The organism is Janthinobacterium sp. GW823-FHT01H08, assembly GCF_058797855.1.
In genome coordinates this window covers 5,353,432-5,375,869 of sequence record NZ_CM179504.1, presented here as the reverse complement: position 1 = coordinate 5,375,869, position 22,438 = coordinate 5,353,432, and the positions used below count along the sequence as shown (strand labels likewise).

At 56.2% G+C, this 22,438-nt stretch carries 19 protein-coding genes; 10 read left to right on the top strand and 9 right to left on the bottom strand.

What is annotated here, in order from left to right; translation table 11 throughout:
* Positions 1-404: 404 nt before the first annotated feature.
* Both AC3RCG_RS24085 and AC3RCG_RS24080 read left to right on the top strand, forming a co-directional pair.
* A complete protein-coding gene (locus AC3RCG_RS24085; protein ID WP_492401778.1) occupies positions 405-2,690 on the top strand; it encodes a KAP family P-loop NTPase fold protein in 2,286 nt (761 codons plus the stop codon).
* A gap of 500 nt (positions 2,691-3,190) precedes the next feature.
* Entirely contained in the window at positions 3,191-3,526 is a 336-nt protein-coding gene (locus AC3RCG_RS24080; protein WP_070310532.1) for an FKBP-type peptidyl-prolyl cis-trans isomerase, read from the top strand.
* 108 nt (positions 3,527-3,634) lie between these two features.
* Here the strand turns inward: AC3RCG_RS24080 and AC3RCG_RS24075 are convergent, their stop codons facing one another.
* Complete coding sequence (locus tag AC3RCG_RS24075) at positions 3,635-4,348, bottom strand: YjjG family noncanonical pyrimidine nucleotidase (protein WP_070310531.1); 714 nt, start codon at positions 4,346-4,348, stop codon at positions 3,635-3,637.
* 128 nt (positions 4,349-4,476) lie between these two features.
* On the opposite strand from AC3RCG_RS24075, the gene AC3RCG_RS24070 reads away from it, so the two are divergent.
* Positions 4,477-5,202, top strand: coding sequence for a pyridoxine 5'-phosphate synthase (locus AC3RCG_RS24070; protein WP_492401780.1), 726 nt, complete (start codon positions 4,477-4,479; stop codon positions 5,200-5,202).
* A 120-nt stretch (positions 5,203-5,322) separates the two neighbouring features.
* On the opposite strand, the gene AC3RCG_RS24065 is transcribed toward AC3RCG_RS24070, so the two are convergent.
* The 5 genes from AC3RCG_RS24065 to AC3RCG_RS24045 all read right to left on the bottom strand — a co-directional run bounded on the left by AC3RCG_RS24065 (position 5,323) and on the right by AC3RCG_RS24045 (position 8,556).
* Positions 5,323-5,724 carry an STY0301 family protein gene (locus AC3RCG_RS24065; RefSeq protein ID WP_492401781.1) on the bottom strand — a complete coding sequence of 134 codons (402 nt, stop codon included), beginning with the start codon at positions 5,722-5,724 and terminating at the stop codon, positions 5,323-5,325.
* Positions 5,721-6,176, bottom strand: a complete 456-nt coding sequence (locus tag AC3RCG_RS24060; protein WP_492401783.1) for a BPSL0067 family protein — start codon at positions 6,174-6,176, stop codon at positions 5,721-5,723. The genes AC3RCG_RS24065 and AC3RCG_RS24060 overlap by 4 nt, the downstream gene beginning before the upstream one ends.
* A 38-nt stretch (positions 6,177-6,214) precedes the next feature.
* Positions 6,215-6,706, bottom strand: coding sequence for a DUF4265 domain-containing protein (locus tag AC3RCG_RS24055; RefSeq protein ID WP_492401784.1), 492 nt, complete (start codon positions 6,704-6,706; stop codon positions 6,215-6,217).
* A gap of 288 nt (positions 6,707-6,994) precedes the next feature.
* Positions 6,995-7,657 carry a hypothetical protein gene (locus AC3RCG_RS24050; RefSeq protein ID WP_175444717.1) on the bottom strand — a complete coding sequence of 221 codons (663 nt, stop codon included), beginning with the start codon at positions 7,655-7,657 and terminating at the stop codon, positions 6,995-6,997.
* Positions 7,658-7,836: 179 nt separating this feature from the next.
* Positions 7,837-8,556, bottom strand: a complete 720-nt coding sequence (locus AC3RCG_RS24045) for a Crp/Fnr family transcriptional regulator (protein WP_035828139.1) — start codon at positions 8,554-8,556, stop codon at positions 7,837-7,839.
* A 498-nt stretch (positions 8,557-9,054) separates the two neighbouring features.
* On the opposite strand from AC3RCG_RS24045, the gene AC3RCG_RS24040 reads away from it, so the two are divergent.
* The gene (locus AC3RCG_RS24040; protein WP_492401787.1) at positions 9,055-10,743 is read left to right on the top strand and encodes a methyl-accepting chemotaxis protein; all 1,689 of its coding nucleotides are present in this window, start codon (positions 9,055-9,057) and stop codon (positions 10,741-10,743) included.
* Positions 10,744-10,753: 10 nt separating this feature from the next.
* Here the strand turns inward: AC3RCG_RS24040 and AC3RCG_RS24035 are convergent, their stop codons facing one another.
* Positions 10,754-10,972, bottom strand: coding sequence for an oxidoreductase-like domain-containing protein (locus AC3RCG_RS24035; RefSeq protein WP_070224406.1), 219 nt, complete (start codon positions 10,970-10,972; stop codon positions 10,754-10,756).
* 362 nt (positions 10,973-11,334) lie between these two features.
* Here AC3RCG_RS24035 and AC3RCG_RS24030 point away from each other — a divergent pair, with 362 nt between their 5' ends.
* Positions 11,335-12,897: a DEAD/DEAH box helicase gene (locus AC3RCG_RS24030; protein WP_492401788.1), complete on the top strand. Its 1,563-nt coding sequence runs from the start codon at positions 11,335-11,337 to the stop codon at positions 12,895-12,897.
* Between the two features lie 327 nt (positions 12,898-13,224).
* On the opposite strand, the gene AC3RCG_RS24025 is transcribed toward AC3RCG_RS24030, so the two are convergent.
* Entirely contained in the window at positions 13,225-14,466 is a 1,242-nt protein-coding gene (locus AC3RCG_RS24025) for a GumC domain-containing protein (protein WP_070224358.1), read from the bottom strand.
* 103 nt (positions 14,467-14,569) lie between these two features.
* Positions 14,570-16,477, bottom strand: a complete 1,908-nt coding sequence (locus AC3RCG_RS24020) for a polysaccharide biosynthesis protein (protein WP_492401789.1) — start codon at positions 16,475-16,477, stop codon at positions 14,570-14,572.
* 599 nt (positions 16,478-17,076) lie between these two features.
* On the opposite strand from AC3RCG_RS24020, the gene AC3RCG_RS24015 reads away from it, so the two are divergent.
* The 5 genes from AC3RCG_RS24015 to AC3RCG_RS23995 are packed head-to-tail and all read left to right on the top strand — an operon-like array spanning position 17,077 to position 22,430.
* A complete protein-coding gene (locus tag AC3RCG_RS24015) occupies positions 17,077-18,405 on the top strand; it encodes a nucleotide sugar dehydrogenase (protein WP_070224360.1) in 1,329 nt (442 codons plus the stop codon).
* 17 nt (positions 18,406-18,422) lie between these two features.
* Positions 18,423-19,484 carry a Gfo/Idh/MocA family protein gene (locus AC3RCG_RS24010; protein WP_070224361.1) on the top strand — a complete coding sequence of 354 codons (1,062 nt, stop codon included), beginning with the start codon at positions 18,423-18,425 and terminating at the stop codon, positions 19,482-19,484.
* 1 nt (position 19,485) lies between these two features.
* A complete protein-coding gene (locus tag AC3RCG_RS24005) occupies positions 19,486-20,067 on the top strand; it encodes an acyltransferase (protein WP_070224362.1) in 582 nt (193 codons plus the stop codon).
* A 14-nt stretch (positions 20,068-20,081) separates the two neighbouring features.
* Positions 20,082-21,158 carry a DegT/DnrJ/EryC1/StrS family aminotransferase gene (locus AC3RCG_RS24000; protein ID WP_070224363.1) on the top strand — a complete coding sequence of 359 codons (1,077 nt, stop codon included), beginning with the start codon at positions 20,082-20,084 and terminating at the stop codon, positions 21,156-21,158.
* 9 nt (positions 21,159-21,167) lie between these two features.
* On the top strand, positions 21,168-22,430 hold the full coding sequence (locus tag AC3RCG_RS23995; RefSeq protein ID WP_492401790.1) for a lipopolysaccharide biosynthesis protein: 1,263 nt from the start codon (positions 21,168-21,170) through the stop codon (positions 22,428-22,430).
* The last annotated feature ends 8 nt before the right edge of the window (positions 22,431-22,438 follow it).

Sequence of the window (22,438 nt, the reverse complement as noted above, 5' to 3'; positions counted from 1 at the left end):
TCATAATCCATTGGTGCCGTGTTCGACTCACGGGAGGCCCACCAGAATTTTCAGCAATAGAATGAGCCCCGGCGGGTGACTGCCGGGGCTTTTTTTATGTGCGAGACAACCACCGCAAGGTTTGGTCGTTCGGATGGGCGGGTTCTGGCTTCGTCACTAATTTCATCTTATAGCGGTACGGAGTGCATAGGAGGTGCTGTGTACTTTGCCTGCCGTTCGAACTTGTATTTGCAATTAAGTACGCTACAGGTCATTATTGTTGCTCAATGCGGCTATGGTTGGGCTTGTGTCTGAATGGCGGACCTGACCCTGCCATCCTTATACTTCTGCATAATGTTAATATTCAAAAATGCAATTTGTCTAGTGTCTTTTTTTTGAAATATTCCACAATAAAGGAGTAGAGCGTGTTCGAATTTTTTAAGAGGAAGTTAAGAGAACTTATTTCACCAGAAGCGGATAGAGAAAGAGATGAGGCTGACGCGGCACCGCCTGAGACGGCGGTTCAAAATCAGTACATTGCGGATCAACCCATCACCTGCAAAGCTGATGATCGCTTTAATCGAGCATCTTTTGCGACGCGAATAGCGGAAACAATTGCCACTCGAATAGATCCATCCAGTATCGTTATTGGCCTTTTCGGTCCCTGGGGAGATGGTAAGACTTCTGTGCTTGAAATGATGCAGGAGACCCTTCAGACCTACCCGAATACGATCACAGTTCGATTCAATCCTTGGCACTTTCAAAGTAGCGATCAGCTACTCAGAGGGTTCTTTGCTACCCTCGCTGAGGCAATGGGGAAGTCGCTCCCTAGTATGAAGGAAAGAGCCGGTGAGCTGTTACAAAAGTACGGGAGTGTGCTTTCCCTTGCATCGGTGACGGTTGGTGGCATAGTTCAGATCGCTCCAGGTGATACTGCCAAAGGTGTTGGCGAGGCTATGTCAAATGTAGGTTTGGATGAACTTCGAAAACGGATCGAACGAATGCTGGATGAGGCCAATAAACGCCTCGTAATTCTGATTGACGACATTGACCGGTTGGACCGTGATGAAACTCATGCTATTTTTAAACTGGTTAAATTATCTGCCAGTTTTCGACATACCTCGTATGTTCTAGCTTTTGATGACGTTGTTGTCTCAGCTGCACTTGGAGAGCGTTATGGTGCAGGTGGTATTTCAGCTGGGCGGGCCTTTCTTGAAAAAATTATTCAAGTGCCACTGAATCTCCCTCCAGTAGACCAGAACAGTTTGCGGCAACTTGCACTAGAGGGCGCACAGAATGCAATAAACCAAGCGGGTATTGAGTTGACGCAGACCCAAGTAGATGCGTTTGTTAGGCATTTTGATGACGCGCTTCTTTCCCAGATTGGAACGCCACGTCGTGCCAAGTTGTTTTCAAATGCACTACTGTTCGCGCTGCCGATTCTCAAAGGAGAGGTCAACCCGACTGATCTTATGCTCATTGAAGGGATACGGGTCATGTATCCTAGTCTTTACACTGCAATAAGAGATAATTCCGAATTATTTCTCAAGGCTGAACGTCAAGTATTTCGTGGGATTGGTCACGAAGTTGTTAGCCGAGTTGACGCTCTCATAGCGAGCTCAACACCAGAACTCACCGCCGAAGAGCGTGAAAACGTGAAATCACGGCTTCTTGAACCACTATTTCCGCGTATTAGCCGTATGGGATATGAAGGAGAGTGGGACAATGTCTGGGCTGCAGATCAGAAGATTTCTTCAAGCCATTATTTTAAGCGTTACTTTACATATGGCGTACCAATTGGAGACGTGCCCGATGCGGATGTAGATGAGCTTTGTGAGGTAGGACCAACTGCTTCAGACGAAGAAAAACGGGAGCGACTACAAGCATTCGCTGCGCGACACGGGTTACCGCGAGTGATTTCAAGGCTTCGGCAACGTGAAAATTCTCTAACTCCGGCTCAGGCTTCTGCTTTACTTACGACGTTCTCACAAAATGCCGATTTACTTCCCCGTGAGCGAGGAATGATGGTAATTGCTGATACACGATCAAAAGCAGGAATGCTCATTGCCGGTCTTTTGCGACAGGTACCAGCAGGAGCGCAGCGGCAAGCAGAAGCAGAGCGTGTTTTTCAAATTGCAAATCCCATCGATTTTGCATTGGAATGTTTTAGGTGGATTCGCCATCATGTAGATAGGCCTCCAGAAAAAAGGGTTTTGACTGATGAGGGCGAAGCACCATTGAGAACTATTCTGACCGCTCGGATTGAAGAGGCTGATGCAGTTTCTCCATTATTTATCGCATACCCCAAGGATGCCCCTTCCCTGTATTGGTTTTGGACTGAGGGAGCGTCGACGGCCCATGTTCAACAGAGGCTAGAGGCGCACATTAGTTGTGCACCTGAGCAATTAGACATATTTTTAGCTTGTTACGTAGGAGAAGCTTGGGGTATGGAGAGTGGACTTCCGCGACCTGCGGACTTTGGGCGTGAGCAGTACAATTCCGTATCTAGACTGATTCCCGCAGACGAAATAGCCATTAATTTACGTCTGCGGTATGGTGCAGAGCTTGATGCTTTTCAAGAATATCCCCCGGATACGATGACACAGTCGCGCCGAGTAGCGCATCAATTTATGGCGGTCCATCATCACGTATTGCAGGAGCATCAAGCTGATCTACCTAACTCAGAAAATGAGCCTACCATCAATTCCTGAACAGTTTCGGAGTCTTAGGTGGACTCATAATTTTAGTCAACTACCAGTTGTCCAGCTGATATGACGGTAGCGTATTTTCTTCTAGGGTTTAATGTTGCAAGACCGCAGTGAAAAGTTGCTTATACGAAGAAAGCGCGGTAGCGGGCCGGTCTTTCGCTTTAGCGGCCTCATCCCCGTTCAGGGGATCACTTGATGCCTCATGACGCCCCTCTAGGGCGTCAGGCAGTCCGTAAGAGTGTCGTCAACAAAGTGTCAACGGCATAGCTGTGTTATGCAGAGCCAAAGCAGGAGGGTGGTTAGGTAAGTCATTGATTGTACGGAAAATGCGTATCTATAGCAGGTCTGTGTTAGCGACTCATAATCCGTTGGTGCCGTGTTCGACTCACGGGAGGCCCACCAGAATTTGCAGCAATAGAACAAGCCCCGGCGGGTGACTGCCGGGGCTTTTTTCGTGCTGTCGTACAATCGCGGCTTGGTGCTTTGATGAAGGATGAAACGAGATGACGGCCGAAGTGAAGATTGACGACATCGTCGTCGGTGATGGCAAGGCGGCGGCGCGTGGCGCGCTGATCACGGCGCATTACCGGGGCTGGCTGGAAGATGGGACGGAGTTTGACTCGTCGCACAAGCGGGGCGAGCCTTTCCGTTGTGTGTTGAGCAATAACAAGGTCATTCAGGGTTGGATTCTGGGTTTGCACGGCATGCAGGTTGGCGGCAAGCGCAAGCTGTGGGTGCCGGCGCATCTGGCGTATGGCGAGCGGCAGGTGGGCCTGATACCGCCGGACTCCAATTTGATCTTCGAGATCGAATTGCTGGAAGTGCTGACGCGCGATTGATCGCTTGACGCGCAATCAGGTGGGCAGGGCGCTTGCCTACACTCTACGCGAACAGCGGCGTGTTTTCGTGCCGCTGCCCGCATATCCAGGCGGTGCGCTTGTGGAAGATCAAGCCTGTTTCAAGTTGACCTGCATCATCTCCAGCGCTGGCACGACGTCGTGCAGGCTGGCCACTTCACAGGTGGGGATGGCGGCCGAGGTGTTGGCCATGCCGTCCGGGTTGAACCAGCAGCTGGCTATGCCGTAGCGGTTGGCGCCCAGGATGTCGGCGTCCAGGCGGTCGCCGATGATGATGGTCGTTTCCTTGCTGAACGCGCGCGCCATGTTGGCCGCGTAGTCGAAGAAGCGCACGTCCGGCTTGGCGTGGCCGCACGCTTCGGAGGTGGCGACGAAGGAGATGTAGTCGCTCAGGCCGGAAGCGGCGATGCGGCGGTTCTGGATGGATTCGACGCCGTTGGTGATGATGCCCACTTCGCCGAGGCGCGACAGCGTTTCGCACACCTGTTTTGCACCATCGATGAGCACGACCGTGTCCGGCAGCGATTCCAGATACAGGCGGCTGGCCAGTTCCGGGTCGATGGCGATGCCGTTCAGTGCGAACGTCTTGCGGAAGCGCTCCACCTTCAGGAAATCCTTGCTCACCTCACCCGTTTCGAAACGTTTCCACAGATCGACATTGATCGCCTGGTACTGGGAAAACAGTCCGTCGATGCCGTCACGCAAACCCAGTTCGTGCATGGTGTGCAGAAACGAGCGTTTTTCGGACGCCCGGAAGTCGAGCAGGGTATCGTCGAGGTCAAACAGGAATAGCTGGTAGGTCATGGTAAGTATTGAAAGCGTGGAACTTGTCTTGCATCGTAGCACGTAGCGCTGAGTTCGGTTGGCCGTGCCCTGTGCGGGCGATCCGCTACAATCGCTGCCAGACCCGTCACTTTCACTTCATTCCTTTCATGACCCAGCTCTCCGTCAACGTCAATAAAATCGCCCTGCTGCGCAATTCGCGCGGCCGCAATTTCCCGGACCTGCTCGCGTTTTCCGCGCGCTTTCTCGACCTGGGCGCCGCCGGCATTACCCTGCACCCGCGCCCGGACCAGCGCCATGCGCGCTACGATGATGTTGCCCCGTTGCAGCGCTTGTGCGCGGAACGGGGACGCGAACTCAACGTGGAGGGCTATCCGGCGGCGGAATTTCTGCAGGTCGTGAAAGACGCGCGCCCGGCGCAATGCACCTTGGTGCCCGATATGCCGGGCCAGCTGACGTCCGATCACGGCTGGGACATCGAACGGCATGCGGCGCTGTTGCGTCCTGCCATTGCGCAATTGAACGACCTGGGCATCCGCGTCAGCCTGTTCGTAGATGCCGACTATCCGGCGCTGGAATGGGCGCGCGAGGTGGGCGCGGCGCGGGTCGAGCTGTACACGGAACGGTTTGCCGAGAGTTATGGCGGCGCGCAGGCCGAGGCCGTGTTTGACACGTATCTGCAGGCGGCGCGGCGGGCGCAGGCGCTGGGGCTGGGCGTGAATGCGGGGCACGACCTCGATTTGCACAACCTGGCGCGCTTCCTGGACATTCCCGGCATCCTGGAAGTGTCGATCGGCCATGCGCTGGTGGTCGAATGCATTGAGCAGGGCATGGACAAGGTGCTGGGACGCTACCTTGAGATATGTCAATCGTAGGGCTGCCGCACATCGAACGCGCTTGCCGCTTGCTGACCTTGCTTACCAGTCATTTCTGAATGGATTTTTGCATGTTTGACGCAACTGCGGGGAGTGGCTTGAGGAGTGGTATTGAGCGCACTATTTGCACTGAAAACTGACTATTTTCGTTTGCTGTGTAATGGCTGCAACGCACTGTTTGATGCCTGGCAAAGCCATGCGCAGGTAGCGTTCGGTTCCCGCATACAGGCAGTCCATCTGAAACAGATACTCGGGCGCATCAAAATTGATGTCCCAGCGTTGATGCAAGGTGCCGTTGCGTGCCCATTCCTTGTCCGGGGCCAGGATAGGCAACGCTTCGCCAGCTGCTGGCGGCTGATCCGCCGGATAGGACAGCACGCGTACGCCATCGAGTTTGCTGGCCGGCAGGTTCCAGCTTGAGGGAGGCGCTTGCGGGCAAGAAACGGACGCAATGGGGGCTGCGGCAACTGGCCGCATCGCCGCGGCAGCGATGACCAATGTCGCCAGTGCGAGCGGCTTCATTGCACTACCGAATAGAGTTCGGGACGATTCGATGCCCCGGCCGCCGAACGGCCGAAGTAGATCACGCGGGCGCTGGGCTTGTGGTTACGCCACTGGTCGAAAATTGCTATGCCGCCAGGCACCTGGCGGATGAACAGCGCCGCATGATTGCCCTGCCGCAGATTCTGATAGCGGCCGTTGACGAAGGTGGCAATCACTGTACCTTTCGTGATACCGCCTTGTTCCAGCAGATCCGGCACTTTATTTCCTTCGCGCCAAAGCGATGAGGCACGGGCGCCGGTGAGGTGCCTGACCAGGGTAACGCACTCGCCATTTCCCACGAACTCTTTTTGCTTCGCATAATCGGCACGCGCAATGTAGGGCATAGCGTTGCTCTCTGTGGCTGACGACAGGGAGAGCGTATGCAAGGCGCGGGCAAGCAGCTTGATGTGTGCCAGAGCAATACAGAACATTGACATGTGTCATGGCCCCGCCTGGTGCACGGACAACCTTACATATCCACCCACCAGTTGAGCAAGGTTTCATCATCGTCGTCATCGAGGTTGACGTAGATATTGGCGAAGTACCATTCCACGCCCGTTGCTTCTCGGAAGGCGTCGAAGGGACCGTTGACATTGTAGATGCCGTGGTGTCCCGGCACGCTGAAGGTGAGGTTGCCCTTGTACTGGCCATCCAGGGTGCCGCCCAGCTGGCTTTGCACGTCGCGCTCGAGCTGGTCCACTGCTGCTTGCGGCACGTCGTCGGCGTAGATCTGGATGCAGAAGTTGCCGCCGCGCTTTAAGACTTCGGCGGGGGCGAGCGGGTTGGCGATGTTGACGATGTCGCCGCGCGCCAGGTTCAGGGTCAGGCCGGGCGAGGCCAGCAGTTCGTAGACGTGCTCGTCGATCTGGCGCGCGGGCAGGGTTTCATACACGGGGCCGCTGGAGTTTTCGCCTGCCAGTACGCGGATGTGCGGCAAGCCTTCGCAATTGATGTCTTCCATTTATTCTTTCATAGTGCCGGCGCAATGCGCCGCAGGACGCCAGGTAGGGGTATATGGCAATATTGTACCGGCTAGGTGTTTGCTGGCGGGGTATGCAACGGTGCAGACGGGGAAACGCAATCGGGAATGCCGTGCCGGCAGGTGGTTGTTTATGTGGCCTGTGCGGTTCGAAGTGCCAGTTATGCGCCCTTGTCGCAATGCTTGGCCTGCGGCGTTTCAAGAACACGGAATATGCAAAAGGCACGCCGCAGCGTGCCTCGATATCATGCCAGGCGGGTTGGCCTCAGCTTAGAAGCGGTAGCTGGCACTGATGCGCAGCACTGGATACGCCTTGAAATCCTTGACCTTGTCGGACAGTTTTTCGTTTTCAGCGGCAACGTCCGTTTTCAGGGCGGCACAGACCAGCGGGTCGCAGCCGGTATTGTGCAGCGAGGTTTTCGGCGAACCCTGGAACAATACGCCGATGTCGCTGGAAATGCTCCAGCCGGCCTCTTTCACCGGGTTGCCCCAGCCGATGCCGATGTAGGGTGCGACCTTGCGGAAATCGATGGTACCGTCCAGCTGGCCAGCGCTGGCCGCCGTATAAGTGTTGCCGTTCAATGTGTAGCTGCCGCTTTTGTTCGGCTTGCCTTTGGCATCGATTTTATTGCCGTTGTACACGACGCCGGCGCTCACGCGGAACGCGCCGTCCATGGGGAAGTAGTCGAGCAAGGCGTCGAAGGTGCGCAGCTTGAGTTTCAGCTTGTAGTCGACGTCTTCGGTGCTGGAGTCGTAGGAGTAATTCAGGAAGCCGACGCCAAAACGGGCATTCAGATTCGATTGCAGCGGCACGCTCAGGTGGGCGCCGACGCCAGTCGTACCCAGGTCGGCGGCGATGGCGATTTCTGCCTGGGCTTGGCTTGCGCAGAACATGCCTGCCAGCAGGGCGGCGATCAGGTATTGCTGTTTCATGCTTACTGACTCCAGTCGTTGATCTAATTATGTACGCGATAAATTACCCAATTGAAACTAAAGTTTCAATTGGGTAATTTCAACGAGAATAATAGAGGCTGGATTGTTGCCAAGCAAGACGAAGTGGCAAATGGTGGTACAAGGTGTTGCTTTCCTGCCGCATCAGCTTGCGACGTGGCTTAATTGTGTGCGCTGATGCCGCTGCGGAATTGTTCGAAACCGGCGCGTGCGGCTTTATAGCAATTGCCGGCGGCCGCTTCAAGGCCTTCGCGGTCGAGCACTTCGACCGTGCCGCGGCGGTACTGGATCAGGCCTTCGTCCTGCAGCTTGCGCGCCGTGACGGTGACGCTTTCGCGGCGCACGCCCAGCATGTTGGCCATGGTGTCTTGCGTGACCTTCAGTTCGTTCGACAGGGAACGGTCGAGGCGGTCCAGCAGCCAGCGGCACAGTTTTTGTTCGATGCTGCAATGACGGCCGCCCACCACGTTCTGCGCCATTTGCGCAAACATGGCGCTGGTGTAGCGCATCAGCAATTGCGCCAGCGCGCCGCCTTCATTGAACACTTCGCGCAGGAAGGCGGTTTTCAGGCGGTAGCCGTAGCCTGCCGTCTGCACGATGGCGGTGCAGGTGGCGCGCTCGGCTTCGTACAGCACCACGCCAGCCACGCCTTCGCGGCCGATGACGGCGATCTCGGTGGTGGCGCCGTCTTCCATCACATACAGCAGGGAAACGATGGCGTTGGTGGGGAAGTACGTGTATTCAATCTTGCCGCCGCAATCGAACAGGTGCTTGCCGGCAGGCAAAGCGACCAATTCCAGCTGGCAAAACAGGCGCTCCAGATCGGCGCGCGACAGGGCGCGCAGCAATTCGTTCTGTTGGGCGCCCGTGATGCTGATCATGGGTGTGGCCGGAGCGGCTTGCCAGTTGTGCTGGGCGGCTGCGTGGCTATTCGTTGCTGGTGTCAGGTTGCTATAAGCTTTGTACATGGTAGGGCCTCGTCTTCTGATTTTGTTGGATGGCGCTGCTTTTCTGGCTTGCTAGCGTTGTGCTGAATCTTGTATCCACTATAGAACCAGGGGGCAATGACGGGCATCGGATGAGCCGACGTGCTTATGTAGGCTAGGAACATTGCCCCGTGTCATCCAACTCCTACGCCCGCTCTTCATTTTCCCGTTTGGAAACAACCGTGTTTGGACAAAAATGCGGCGCGCTGCCCGCTACACCTGAACTTTGGCCGCATGCCGCGATCAAACCACTCTTCGCTGCAGTGCGTCGGTGATAAAATGTTGCCTTGTGGAAATTTAACCGGCGTTTCGGTATGAGCCGCCGCATTACCTGCGCCGTGTTGGTGCGCGCCTGTCTTGTCCCGTTTACCTGTTAATGAAGGAACGCAACGCATGAAATGGTTTTTTGATCTGAAAATTGCCACCAAGCTGATCTTGTCGTTTGGCGCCGTGCTGCTGCTGACGGCCGCGCTGGGCGTGTCGGCGATCTTTTCCATGGCGCGCATCAATACCGCGTCGACGGACCTGTCCGACAACTGGATGCCCAGCGTGCTGGCGGCCATGTCCATGCGCAGCGATGTCAGCGATTTCCGCCGCTGGGAACTGGCGCACATGCTGGCCGCGCAGGATGCCGACATGGCGCAGAACGAAACGCGCATGACGGAAACCCAGGCCAGGCTGAAGGCCGATGCCGACAAGTACCGCGGTCTGATTTCCGAACCGGGCGAGAAGGAAGTGTTCGAGCGCTTCCTGGCGCTCAATGATGAATTCATGCGCCTGCATGCAACCATGCTGAGCCTGTCGCGCGAGATGAAAAAGGAAGAGGCGCGCGCGCTGGCCGTGGGACCGTCGGCCCAGGTGATGACGGACATGATGGCGGCGCTCGATAAACTGGTGGCGATTAACACGGACGGCGGCGTGCGCTCGAGCGCCGGCGCGGACGCAACCTATGCGGCCTCGCGCGCCAGCCTGATCGGCTTGGTGGCGGGCATCGTCATCATCGGCATGCTGCTGGCGCTGTGGGTGGCGCGCAGCGTGGCGCGTCCGCTGATCGAGGCCGTCGGCGTGGCGCGCCGGGTGGCGGCTGGCGACTTGACGGCGCATATCGTTGTGCGATCGCAAGACGAAACGGGACAATTGATGCAAGCCCTGAAAGACATGAATGCCAGCCTGCAAAACCTGGTGGGCCAGGTACGCGGCGGCACCGATACCATCGCCACGGCGTCGAGCCAGATCGCGGCCGGCAACCAGGATTTGTCGTCGCGCACGGAAGAGCAGGCCAGTTCGCTGGAAGAAACGGCTTCGTCGATGGAAGAGCTGACCTCGACCGTGAAGCAGAACGCGGACAATGCGCGCCAGGCCAACACCATGGCGCAGACCTCGTCGAGCATCGCCATCGAAGGCGGCAAGGTGGTCAGCGAAGTGGTGGGCACGATGGCGTCGATCAATGCCTCGTCGCGCAAGATCGTCGACATCATCGCCGTCATCGACGGGATTGCTTTCCAGACCAATATTCTGGCCCTGAATGCGGCCGTCGAGGCGGCGCGCGCAGGCGAGCAGGGGCGCGGCTTTGCCGTCGTCGCCACGGAAGTGCGCAACCTGGCGCAACGCTCGGCCGCGGCGGCCAAGGATATCAAGGTCCTGATCGGCGATTCGGTCGAGAAAGTCGAGGCGGGCTCAAAACTGGTGGATCAGGCGGGCCGCACGATGGATGACATCGTTGCCAGCATCACCCGCGTGACGGACATCATGAGCGAGATCACGGCCGCCAGCAGCGAGCAGAGCGCCGGTATCGAGCAGGTTAACCAGGCCATCACCCAGATGGACCAGGTGACGCAGCAAAATGCGGCCCTGGTGGAAGAGGCTGCCGCGGCGGCCGAGTCGATGCAGGAGCAGGCCGCCAGCCTGAGCGAGGTGGTCAGCATCTTCAAGCTCGATGCGGCCAGCGCCGCCGCAAACCGGCCGCGTGCGCCTGTCAAGGCTGTCAAGGCGTCGGCAGCCGTGACGCCGGCACCGGCGCCGCGTCAACTGGCCAGCACGGCGCGCCGCGCGGCGCCGGTGGATGAGTGGGAAAGCTTTTAATTGAATTAAGTTAAGCGCGCTTGCGCGGCTTCCTGACGCTCTGGGTGGCGGGCGCGGCAGCGGCTTGCTGGCGCTGTTGCCACGCCCTCAGGGCATCTTCGTAGGCGGCCAGGTCTTCCTGGTACATTTCCAGTACGCAAAAAGTGCAGCCGCTGTGGCAGCACTCGTCATTGCCCGGTTTGCTGGGCGGCTGCGGTTGCGGATCGTGGGATAAAGGCGGGGTGGGCATGGTAAGGGCAGGGACGGCGGAGCTGGCATCGGAGCCGGCATGATACGGCATCTCGGAGGTCTATTGCTGGAACGCTTTTTGCTCAAAAATCACGGTTTCCGTGTACAGTTGCGGTGAATTAGGGTATCGTTTACAGCACTGATATTGTATCTTCTGCGCGCGATGTTCCGCCGGCGCGATCTCCGCCGCCATCGCAGCACATCTCTTCGACGCTCCCGCATACGCCATACAGCATGTCCCGGAGCACGGAGGTGCCGCAAGAACAATGATCCATGGCTTGCAAGACGGAGCTGCCTGTGCCCCGAAATGTTGTTTATTGAGAAAGCATGGCTTCCGCAGTGCGGAGGCACACCAGAAAATTTATGTCTGAAACCGAATCGACTCCTACGCCCAGCCCGGCGATTGCCCCTGAAGCGGCGCCCGTCGCCGCTGCGCCTGCACCTGCACCTGCACCTGCACCTGCCGCATCCGCTGCTCCCAGCCTGACTTTTGCCGACTTTGGCCTTGCGCCTGAAATCCAGCGCGCCTTGACCGACCAGGGTTACACCCATCCGACACCGATCCAGGAACAAGCGATCCCCGTGGTGCTGCAAGGCCGCGATGTGATGGGCGCCGCGCAAACGGGCACCGGCAAGACGGCCGGTTTTTCCTTGCCGATCATCCAGTTGCTGATGGCGCACGCCAGCAGCAGCATGTCGCCGGCGCGCCACCCGGTGCGCGCGCTGATCCTCACGCCGACGCGTGAGCTGGCGGTGCAGGTGGCCGAAAACGTCAAGGCCTACGCCAAGCACACGCCGCTGCGCTCGACCGTCGTCTTCGGCGGCATGGATATGAAGCCGCAAACCGTCATCCTGCGCGGCGGCGTGGAAATCGTCATCGCCACGCCGGGCCGCTTGCTCGACCATATCGAGCAAAAGAACATCAGCTTGAGCCAGGTGCAGATGCTGGTCATGGATGAGGCCGACCGCATGCTGGACATGGGCTTCCTGCCGGACTTGCAGCGCATCATCAACTTGTTGCCGAAACAGCGCCAGAACCTGATGTTCTCGGCCACGTTCTCGCCAGAAATCAAGAAACTGGCCGCCACCTTCCTCAACGATCCGCTGACGATCGAAGTGGCGCGCAGCAACCAGACGGCCGACAAGGTCACGCAAGTGGTCTACAAGGTGACGGAAGACCAGAAGCATGCCCTGGTCGCCCATCTGCTGCGCCAGCGCGACCTGAAGCAGGTCATCGTATTCTCGAACACCAAGATCGGCGCCTCGCGCCTGGCCCGCGTGCTGGAGCAGGAAGGCATGAGCGCCACGGCGATTCACGGCGACAAGAGCCAGCAGGAACGCATGGCGGCGCTGGAAGCGTTCAAGAAGGGCGAGATCGACGTGCTGGTGGCGACCGACGTGGCGGCGCGCGGCCTGGATATTTCCGACCTGCCTTGCGTCATCAACTTCGACTTGCCGTACAACGCGGAAGACTATGTGCACCGTATCGGCCGCACGGGCCGCGCCGGCGCCTCGGGCGACGCCATTTCGATCTACTCGGATAAGGACGAGCGCTTGCTGGCCGATATCGAGAAACTCATCAAGCAAAGCATCAAGCGCGGCGAATTGACGGGCTTCAACCCTGCTCCCGCGCGCAGCAGCGACAGCGAGCGCCGTCCGCCGCGCCGCAGCGAAGGTGGCGAGGCACGCCCCGCGCGCGCGCCCGAGAGCCGCCATGCCGGCGACAGCCGCGACAGCCGCTCCGCCGAGCGCGGTGCGCGTCCCGCTTTTGGTCCCGGCGCACGCCGCGAAAAGGCTGATCCCTGGTTCCTCAAGCCATATGAGCCGGCCAAGGCCGCAGCCCCGGCTGCCGCCAGCATGGCGCCTACTGCGGCCAAGCCGAAGCAGAAAGTGGCGGCATTGCTGGGTGGTTTGCTGAAGCAATAAGGAGCATCGCCAGAAAACAGCGTTTGCTGGCGTACCATGCAATTGCCAGAAAACGTTCCGACGCCACTCTGTTGTGGACGTGGCGGCGTCATGATTGTCCTGGCAGCGGTATTGACTTGCGCGCCATCGCATCAGGTATTTTCATGCCGATGCGATGGCGCGTTTTTTATTTTGGTGCGCACTGGATGTTGCTGAATGGCAGGAAAGCGGAGTGGTACGCCAGTGGCTTTTAATCAAGCAGCGTTTGAGGGCGCTTGTTTGCCAGTTCGGCAGGCCGGACTGGGTAATCTTGCGGCAGATAAATACCATACTGCCGACATCACATCGTTAGTTGGCTAACTGCTCGCGGTTCGCTAACCACCATTGCCGTCCCAATGCAATCAGGCAGCCGAGAAAGAGTCCGAGCAAGGCACTTACCACCAGGGCCGTTGACAATCGTGTAGTGCGGTTTTCGGGCAAACTCGGGCCGGCGATGAAGCGGCTTTTTTCCAGATACAAATTGAGCGAGTTCTGATTGTCGATTGTGATTTTGTTGTACACTTCCTTGACCAGTTCGTCATTCAGGTCTTTGGATTTGAATGCGTGTTCCTTGCTCGCTTCCAGTGCGCGTAGCACTGCCTCGCCTGACTTGTTGGCGTCGAGTGTCGCTTTGGCACTATCGTAGTAATCACGCAATAACAGATATTGTTGCTGTTCCCGTTTAGCCTGATAAATGGCTTCTTGCGCCGCACTGGCCTCGACCTCGGCACTCATCAGTTGCGTTACTGGCGACAGGTAACGTGAGTTTTCATCCGTCACGGTGACGACTTGCGATGTATTTTGCACTTCGGCCTTCGGGTGGCGTGCAACGATTTGTTTGAGGTCGTTGATGCGCCTGCTGTATTCCGCCAGTTTCTGCTTGCTGCCAATGATGTCATTGTCAAGCTTGGTGATTTTTGCGGTAATTTCCAGATGCTTGAAGCGCAGCGAATCCGTATAAATCAGATAAACAATTGTGTCCATGGTGTAACGGCCCAGCAGGGCGACGATACGTTGCGCCTCTTCCGGGGTACTGGCTTCGTAGCTGATGCGTAAACCGATCACATTATTGCTGTTCTCTTTCGGTTGCTCCATCAAGTCCTTGGCATCGAGTTTGGTGAAAGGGAAAATGGGTTCGATGATGGCGTTCAGGTTTTTTTCGCTGGTGATGTTCTTGCGCAGAGTAGCGATCCCGGGAGCATTTTCGAGTTTGACGGCCTGTACAAAGTCATCGAAGCGGCCGCGACTGCCAAATGCTGCTGAATAGCGCTTGTAGTCGCTGAGCTGAATGCCGAAGCCTGCATCCTTGACGTCTTTTGTCCTTGCGGTTTTTTCTGGTTGCAAGGGGATGGGGCCGCCAAATTGCAGGAATCCGTCACTCTTATACTTGGCCCAATACACGGTGCTGCTCACGCCCAGTGCGATGGAGGCCACTGTCATGCCGATAATCATGCGACGCGCGTGCCACAGCGTGCTCAGAAGCTCGGTTGGGGAAATCAGCGCGCCATCCTGTTTGCTCGTGCGTTGAGTGAATTTTTCCTGCGTTTCCATATGGTTTCTCAAATTGTGTGTGGATGAATAATATGCCCGAAGGAGCCAAGCAGGCTACTCACTAGGCGGCCGGCTTGGTACTTCTACCAGGCCTGCGTTGTAATCAGTGCGGCGCCTGCGTTTTGTTTTTTTCGGACCAGATCAAATCTTCAATACCGCATTGTGGCGCATATTCCTTTACCGCCTTCAGTAGTACCATACGCACATCTTCGTAGGCGAAACGTGCGCAGGCATCATCGAGTTCGCGTAGCAGTAGCTGCAATTCCGCGTGCGGTATTTCGGATTCCTGCGCGCGCATGATCAGTGGGTGTTCGGTGCCTTCGACATTGTCACCGATGAGAAGTTCTTCGTACAGCTTCTCGCCGGGCCGCAGGCCGACATGGACGATTTCGATGCCGTCCGGAGCCGACTTGCTCTTTACTTCCAGGCCGCTCAAATGCACCATGCGTTCGGCCAGATCCACGATCTTGACGGGCTCACCCATGTCAAGCACGAAGACGTCACCGCCTTCTCCCATTGCGCCAGCCTGCAGCACCAGTTGCGCCGCCTCAGGAATAGTCATGAAATAGCGTGTGATTTCGGGGTGCGTCAGAGTAATCGGGCCGCCCGCCATGATCTGTTTGCGGAAGAGCGGCACGACCGAGCCGGACGATCCCAGTACGTTACCGAAGCGCACCATGCAAAAACGCGTCTTGCCACGTTCCTGTGCAAATGCCTGCAAAATCAGTTCAGCCAGGCGTTTTGTCGAGCCCATTACATTCGTCGGACGTACGGCTTTGTCTGTTGAAATCAGGACGAAGCATTTGACGCCAGCGTCCATCGCCGCGCGTGCGATACTCAAGGTGCCGAAGACATTGTTGCGCACGCCTTCAATCGGATTGTGCTCCACCAATGGCACATGCTTGTAGGCTGCCGCGTGATATACAGTTTCGACCTGGAAGGTGCGCAGGATCATTGCACACTTTTCCGTGTCCAGTACGGAGCCAAGAAAGGGCACCAACTCGAGTTCCAGAGCGTGCGCGTGCTTGAGTCCCTTCAGTTCCTGTTTGATCGAGTACAGTGCGAACTCGGACATTTCCAGAAGTATGAGTCTGGAGGGGCGCAGGCGGATGATCTGACGGCACAGTTCGGAGCCGATCGACCCGCCCGCACCAGTCACCAATACTGACTTTCCGGTGATGCAAGTGGCGACCAGGTCTGTGTCCGGGGCCACCTGGTCACGTCCCAGCAAGTCCTCTATCTCAATGTCGCGTACGTCCTGCAGGCGAAGTTCACCGTTGACCAGGCTGGCAACAGGTGGTGTCACCTTGATCTTGACTTTGAGGGATTCGATTTTGTCGAGAATGTGTTTCTGCTGGCTCTTCGGTATCGATGGCATGGCCAGCAGAACTTCGCTGATGTTCAGTTTGCCGATCAATTTGGGCAGGCTCGATGGGGGATAAACCCGGATGCCGGCAATCGACGCGCCTTGCAGTTCGATTTTGTCGTCGATGATCGCAACCGGAAGGTATTCGCGACCGCCGCGCAGAACACTTGCCAGTTGTGATCCTGCCTTACCAGCGCCATAAATGGCTACGCGCACCGTCTGTTTCGGGCTTTTTACGTGCAATAAAAAGCCACGGGTCAGAAAGCGACTGGCCACGACGTAAGTAATTGCGCTGATCCAGTAAATGCCAAAGACGCCTCGCGAAAGCCCTGTCATATGGGTGGCGAACGCGGCCAGCGCTACCAGGCTGGCTACCGACAGCGTGACGCCAAGAATGACAACATAGACGATCTTCTGGTCAATGAAGCGTATCACGGCCCGATACAAGCCGAGGCGGATGAAAATAGGGATTGAAACCAAGGGAGCTGCAATTATGAGCCATAAATAACTGCGGTAGACGTCAGCGTTGATGACGTCATACCGGAGGATAATCGCCAAACAAAAAGTTAAAGGTAATAAGAAAAAATCTGCCGTTATGGCGATAATTTGTTTTTGGAATCTGGATAAATCAAGAAATATTTTCATTTTACTCACTGATGAGTCGCCGGGTAGTCAATTTGCAGGTAATCGACCCGTACAATTTCATGTGCTTTCATATATATAATGAATGGAGACTCATTTGCCGAATGGGGGCTTGGGTATCGAGTCCGTGCGCGCATGGTGATGGTGTAACTGTTCTGAGGCCTCAATCTTGGTGGTGCCGTGAATTTATAGGCCTGATACATCTTATAGGGAGCTGTGCGCGGCAGATATTTTCGACCTGTGATGATAGCGTGCCGGGGGCGGTTCCGCAATGATCATCAGGCGTGCGCGGATGCAGAATTGCTTGTGTTACCATGAAAAAGTGTAACTTTATGTGACCAGGCAGGGCATGATTTTTCCTGTCTATAGTAGTAAAAGCGTCACATTAGTCCATGGCGCGCCCCTGTGTCGCGGCCCTTTTCCGCTCCGAGGCCTATCCAGATAGGCTCGGAGTCGTTATACTGGACCACCGTTTTACAATCTGGCTCTCCTCTTTCTTTATATCATCTTTCTTTCTTGATGTCCTAACGTGCGGCATGTGTCCGTTTCGTTTTTTCGGGGTGGTGTAATTGTTGTAATTATATAAGAATTTAAACCTAAAAATGAACGATAGCAAAAACAAGAAGTTTCTAAATGAACTTATTTCGAAATTCGAAAATAGCAATGCGGTTATCGGCATTGTGGGTTTGGGCTATGTTGGCCTGCCTTTGATGCTGCGTTATGCTGATGTCGGTTTCAAGGTGCTGGGTATCGATATCGATAAGGTCAAGGTCGATAAGCTGAATCAAGGAATAAGTTACATCGAACACATCTCCGCCGAATCCATCAATGCGGCGCGTGCCAAGGGTTTCGAGGCTACCACTGATTTTTCGCGCGCCACTGAGGCCGATGCGTTGATTATCTGCGTGCCCACTCCGCTGAACGATTACCGTGAGCCAGACCTGAGCTATGTCCTGAGTACCACAGAAGCGCTGGTGCCGCATATGCGTGCAGGCCAGATCGTTTCGCTGGAAAGCACTACTTACCCTGGGACCACCGATGAAGAACTTAAGCCGCGTATCGAGGCTGGCGGTTTCACGGTCGGTGAAGAAGTATTTCTTGTGTTCTCGCCCGAGCGCGAAGATCCGGGTAACCAACATTTCGAAACCCGAACCATTCCGAAGATTTGCGGCGGCACCACCGAGGCCTGCCAGCAGGCTGGCATCGCACTTTACAGCCCCGCCATCGATACCGTCGTGCCGGTCAGTTCGACACGCGCGGCCGAGTTGACCAAGTTGCTGGAAAATATACACCGTGCTGTCAATATCGGTTTGGTCAATGAAATGAAGATCATTGCTGACAAGATGGATATCGACATTCATGAAGTCATTCGTGCCGCGGCCACCAAGCCTTTCGGCTTTACCGCCTATTATCCGGGCCCTGGCCTGGGCGGCCATTGCATCCCGATCGACCCGTTCTACCTGACGTGGAAAGCGCGTCAATATGGTCTGCACACCCGCTTCATTGAACTCGCTGGCGAGATTAACAGCGACATGCCCCATTGGGTCATCAGCAAGCTGGCCGATGCCCTCAATGAGCGCTCGCGTTCGATCAAGGGCAGCAAGGTGCTGGTTCTGGGTATTGCCTACAAGAAGAATGTGGACGATATGCGCGAGTCGCCATCGGTGGAATTGATGGAGATTCTGCGTGACAAGGGCGCCGATATCGCTTACTCGGATCCGCACGTGCCGGTCTTCCCGAAGATGCGCGAACACCATTTTGAATTATCCAGTGTTGAACTGACCGCTGCCACAATCGCCTCCTATGATGTGGTGTTGCTGGCGACCGATCACCGTGCCTTTGATTACGCCTTGATTCAGGAGCACGCAAAATTGATCGTCGATACGCGTGGTGTCTACCTGACGCCGGCGTCGAACGTTGTCAAAGCCTAATTCCGAAAGATTATTGAATGCGCCATTTCCCCCCTCCGGTCACTGACCGCAAGATCCGCTTTGCCCTGCTCGGCTGCGGACGCATTGCCAAGAATCATTTCGGCGCGATCCAGCAGCATGCTGACCGTTGCGAACTCGTCGGCGTGTGCGATATTAATCCGCAAGCGCTGGCCGAAGCTGCCGCTAGCACGGGCGCCACGCCTTATGCCAGCCTGACCGAGATGCTCGCGCATTGCCAGGCTGATGCGTTTATTCTGACGACGCCGTCCGGCATGCATCCGGAGCAGGCGATTCAGATTGCCGAGGCTGGCTACAGCGTCATCACCGAAAAGCCGATGGCAACCCGCTGGGACGATGCCAAGCGCATGGTCGAAGCCTGTGATGCTGCCAATGTGCGGTTGTTTGTTGTGAAACAAAATCGCCGTAATGCGACCTTGCAGTTGCTTAAGAAGGCCGTCGAGGAAAAACGTTTCGGTCGTATTTACATGGTGAACCTGAATGTTTTCTGGACCCGCCCGCAGGAATACTATGACAGTGCGAAATGGCGCGGTACATGGGAATACGACGGTGGCGCCTTCATGAACCAGGCCAGCCATTATGTCGACCTGATCGACTGGGTCATCGGCCCCGTCGAGAGTCTGCATGCCTACACCGCCACGCTGGAGCGCGATATCGAGGTCGAGGACACCGGCGTCATCAGTCTGCGCTGGCGTAATGGTGCGCTCGGTTCGATGAACGTGACCATGCTGACCTACCCGCGCAATCTGGAAGGCAGCATCACCATTCTGGGTGAAAAAGGCACAGTACGTATCGGTGGTGTTGCCGTCAACGAAGTGCAGCATTGGGAGTTTTCCGAGCCGCACCCGGATGATGAGAAGGTCAAGGAAGCCAGTTATCAGACCACGTCGGTATATGGTTTTGGCCATCCGCTGTATTACGACAATGTCATCAAGGTATTGCGTGGCGAAGCCGAACCAGAGACGGACGGCCGTGAAGGCTTGAAATCGATGGAAGTGCTGATCGCCACCTACCTTTCAGCGCGTGATGGCAAGCGTGTCGCATTACCGCTGGAGTATTAAGATGGCGGCCACAATACATTCGAGTGCAATCGTAGACGCTGGTGCAACGATTGGGGACACTACCCGCGTCTGGCATTTTGTTCACGTTTGCGGTGGAGCACGCATCGGTGCAGGCTGTTCCTTGGGGCAAAACGTTTTTGTCGGCAATGACGTTGTCATTGGTAACAACGTCAAAATCCAGAACAATGTCTCCGTGTACGATGCCGTGACCATCGAGGACGACGTGTTTTGTGGTCCCAGCATGGTATTTACGAATGTGTACAACCCGCGCTCGGCGGTAACGCGCAAGGATGAGTATCGCAAGACGCTGATCAAACGCGGCTCCACGCTGGGTGCCAATTGCACCATTGTCTGCGGCAGCACTGTAGGGGCTTATGCTTTCGTTGGCGCGGGCGCCGTGATCAATCGAAACGTTCCGGACTTCGCCCTGATGGTGGGCGTGCCGGCGCGTCAGGTTGGCTGGATGAGCCGTTTCGGCGAACGGCTGGCGCTGCCTCTTACCGGCGACGGCGAAACCGTTTGCGAGCACACTGGCGAGCGTTATACATTGCAAGATGGCATCTGCGCCTTAATCAACAACTAACATTAAAGTCCAACATGGAATTCATCGATCTCAAGGCGCAATACGTAGCCCTGCGTGACAAGGTTAACGCACGCATTCAGGCAGTTCTCGATCATGGCCAATATATTATGGGTCCGGAAGTCAAGGAGCTGGAAGGCAAGCTGCAGGAATATACAGGGGCGAAACATTGCATCACTGTTGCTTCGGGTACCGAGGCGCTGCTGATTGCGCTGATGGCCATCGGCGTCAAACCGGGTGACGAAATCATTACCACGCCATTCTCCTTCATCGCCACGGCCGAAGTGATCGTGCTGTTGGGCGCCAAGCCTGTATTTGTCGACATCGAACCTGACACTTGCAATATCAACGCGGCTCTGATCGAAGCTGCAATCACGCCACGCACGCGCGCCATAATGCCAGTTTCCTTGTATGGTCAACCGGCTGACATGGATGAGATCAATGCTATCGCGGCGCGTCATGGCCTGGTAGTTATCGAAGACGCGGCGCAAAGCTTCGGCGCGACGTACAAGGGCCGCAAGAGTTGCAATCTGTCGACGATAGGCTGCACGAGCTTTTTCCCGAGCAAGCCCTTGGGCTGTTACGGGGACGGCGGCGCTATTTTTACCAGTGACGATGCGCTTGCCCAGGCCATGCGTGAAATTCGGGTGCATGGTCAGTCGAAACGCTATGTGCATACGCGTATCGGCGTTGGCGGCCGTATGGATACGTTGCAATGTGCGGTGGTACTTGCCAAGCTCGAACGTTTTGAATGGGAGGTGGCGCAGCGGCTGGAAATTGGTCAGCGCTACAATGAATTGCTGAAAAATAAAGTCGAGACGGTCAGCCAGCGTGCCGATCGCAGCAGCGTGTACGGCCAGTTTACCGTGTTGGTCGAGTCGCGCGATGCTGTTCAGGAACGCCTGAAGGCCGCTGGTATTCCTACTGCGGTACATTATCCAGTACCCATGCATTTGCAGCCAGCTTATGCCGGCTTCGGCGACAAGGGTGCCTATCCTCATGCCGAGCGCGCTGCACAGCGCGTGATGAGTCTGCCGATGGGGCCAGACTTGACTGCACAGGAGCAGGAACAGATCATCGTTGCGTTGGCATAAAGAGGACGCATGAAGTTACAGCGGCAACTGGGGCTCGCGCTCTTGATTCAAGGCTTCGGTGTGGTTGCGACTTTCCTTGTCTCAGTGGTGGTCTCACGTCGCTTTGGACCCGAGGGCCAAGGTTATTTCAGTACTTACCGTTCGTGGATCGACTTGATCTCCGTGTTAGGCCTGTTTGGCTTCTCCCAGGCGCTGACCTTTCACATCAATGCAGGGCGGATCAGTGCGCGCCGCGCTGCGGGATTGATCGTGCACTATGGCCTGGCTCTGGCAGCGCTATTGCTGCTGCTGGGAGCGTTTGGGGGAAATTATTTAGCTCAGGCGACAGCATTAAGTCTGCGCGATGTCTGGCTGATGTGTGCCTGTGCGCTGGCGATGGTGCTGCACGGTTTATTCCGCGCCGTTGCTCTGAGTAACTCCAGCCCTCTGCTGTTTAATCTGATTACAGCAAGCCCCGGCTTGATTTGCCTGCCGCTGATATTTTTTCTTGGCATAGGTAACGACTTCACCATACTGCCCCGATTGCTCATGTGGAGTTTCGTTTGTGCTGCCTTGTGCGCCAGCGCCGAAGTAGGGCGAACGGCAGGTTTCGACTTGCGTGGAGGGGGAGCGTTGGGGGCCGACTGCCGTATCTTGATGAAAGAGGGCGCTTGGTCTTTCATTCCAGCTATTACCACTACAATTGTACCTGCACTGACTTTCTGGATGTTGGCGCGGGCTGCGGGCAGCCATACTGAGGCTGGCTATTTTGGTATGTCGTTGCTGTTTTTGAATGCCATGGTGACTGCCTTGAATATGGTCGCGCCGGTGCTATACAACCATTGGTCGAAGAAGGGTAACGGCGCCGTTGCGCAGGCCGAATATGAAAAGCTGGCGCTCGGTTGCAGCCTGTTGGGCATACTTGCTCTTCCTCTCGGATGGTTAGCGCTGCCACCGATGATTTCCATGGTTTTTGGCGCCGGTTTCGCCCCTGCAGGTGCTTCTGCACTTTGCTTCATTGGCGCCAGTTTTTTCTGGCTGCACAATCGTATCTTGCCGCCGATGTTGATGGCACAGGGACATCACCAGAGTGTTGCTTATGCCAATATCGTGCGCTCGGTTTTCATTGTTCTGGCCATTCTTGTTTTGCGGCCGACCAGCGCCCGTGACATCGCCCTGTGTTGGGTCGCTGGAGAGGTGTGCTGTTTCGCTTATATGGCATATTGCCTTAAGAATATTTTTAGCTGCAGTTATGGCCGCCTGATTGGCTTTCCATCGGCCTTGCATACCTGACCAGGATT

Coding starts and splice junctions, on each gene's coding strand:
- AC3RCG_RS24015 (WP_070224360.1), top strand. CDS start 17,077: ATGAACGATAGCAAAAACAAGAAGTTTCTAAATGAACTTATTTCGAAA.
- AC3RCG_RS24075 (WP_070310531.1), bottom strand. CDS start 4,348: ATGACCTACCAGCTATTCCTGTTTGACCTCGACGATACCCTGCTCGAC.
- AC3RCG_RS24025 (WP_070224358.1), bottom strand. CDS start 14,466: ATGGAAACGCAGGAAAAATTCACTCAACGCACGAGCAAACAGGATGGC.
- AC3RCG_RS24055 (WP_492401784.1), bottom strand. CDS start 6,706: ATGGAAGACATCAATTGCGAAGGCTTGCCGCACATCCGCGTACTGGCA.
- AC3RCG_RS24045 (WP_035828139.1), bottom strand. CDS start 8,556: ATGATCAGCATCACGGGCGCCCAACAGAACGAATTGCTGCGCGCCCTG.
- AC3RCG_RS24065 (WP_492401781.1), bottom strand. CDS start 5,724: ATGAAGCCGCTCGCACTGGCGACATTGGTCATCGCTGCCGCGGCGATG.
- AC3RCG_RS24035 (WP_070224406.1), bottom strand. CDS start 10,972: ATGCCCACCCCGCCTTTATCCCACGATCCGCAACCGCAGCCGCCCAGC.
- AC3RCG_RS23995 (WP_492401790.1), top strand. CDS start 21,168: ATGAAGTTACAGCGGCAACTGGGGCTCGCGCTCTTGATTCAAGGCTTC.
- AC3RCG_RS24060 (WP_492401783.1), bottom strand. CDS start 6,176: ATGTTCTGTATTGCTCTGGCACACATCAAGCTGCTTGCCCGCGCCTTG.
- AC3RCG_RS24020 (WP_492401789.1), bottom strand. CDS start 16,477: ATGAAAATATTTCTTGATTTATCCAGATTCCAAAAACAAATTATCGCC.
- AC3RCG_RS24000 (WP_070224363.1), top strand. CDS start 20,082: ATGGAATTCATCGATCTCAAGGCGCAATACGTAGCCCTGCGTGACAAG.
- AC3RCG_RS24010 (WP_070224361.1), top strand. CDS start 18,423: ATGCGCCATTTCCCCCCTCCGGTCACTGACCGCAAGATCCGCTTTGCC.
- AC3RCG_RS24030 (WP_492401788.1), top strand. CDS start 11,335: ATGTCTGAAACCGAATCGACTCCTACGCCCAGCCCGGCGATTGCCCCT.
- AC3RCG_RS24040 (WP_492401787.1), top strand. CDS start 9,055: ATGAAATGGTTTTTTGATCTGAAAATTGCCACCAAGCTGATCTTGTCG.
- AC3RCG_RS24005 (WP_070224362.1), top strand. CDS start 19,486: ATGGCGGCCACAATACATTCGAGTGCAATCGTAGACGCTGGTGCAACG.
- AC3RCG_RS24080 (WP_070310532.1), top strand. CDS start 3,191: ATGACGGCCGAAGTGAAGATTGACGACATCGTCGTCGGTGATGGCAAG.
- AC3RCG_RS24070 (WP_492401780.1), top strand. CDS start 4,477: ATGACCCAGCTCTCCGTCAACGTCAATAAAATCGCCCTGCTGCGCAAT.
- AC3RCG_RS24050 (WP_175444717.1), bottom strand. CDS start 7,657: ATGAAACAGCAATACCTGATCGCCGCCCTGCTGGCAGGCATGTTCTGC.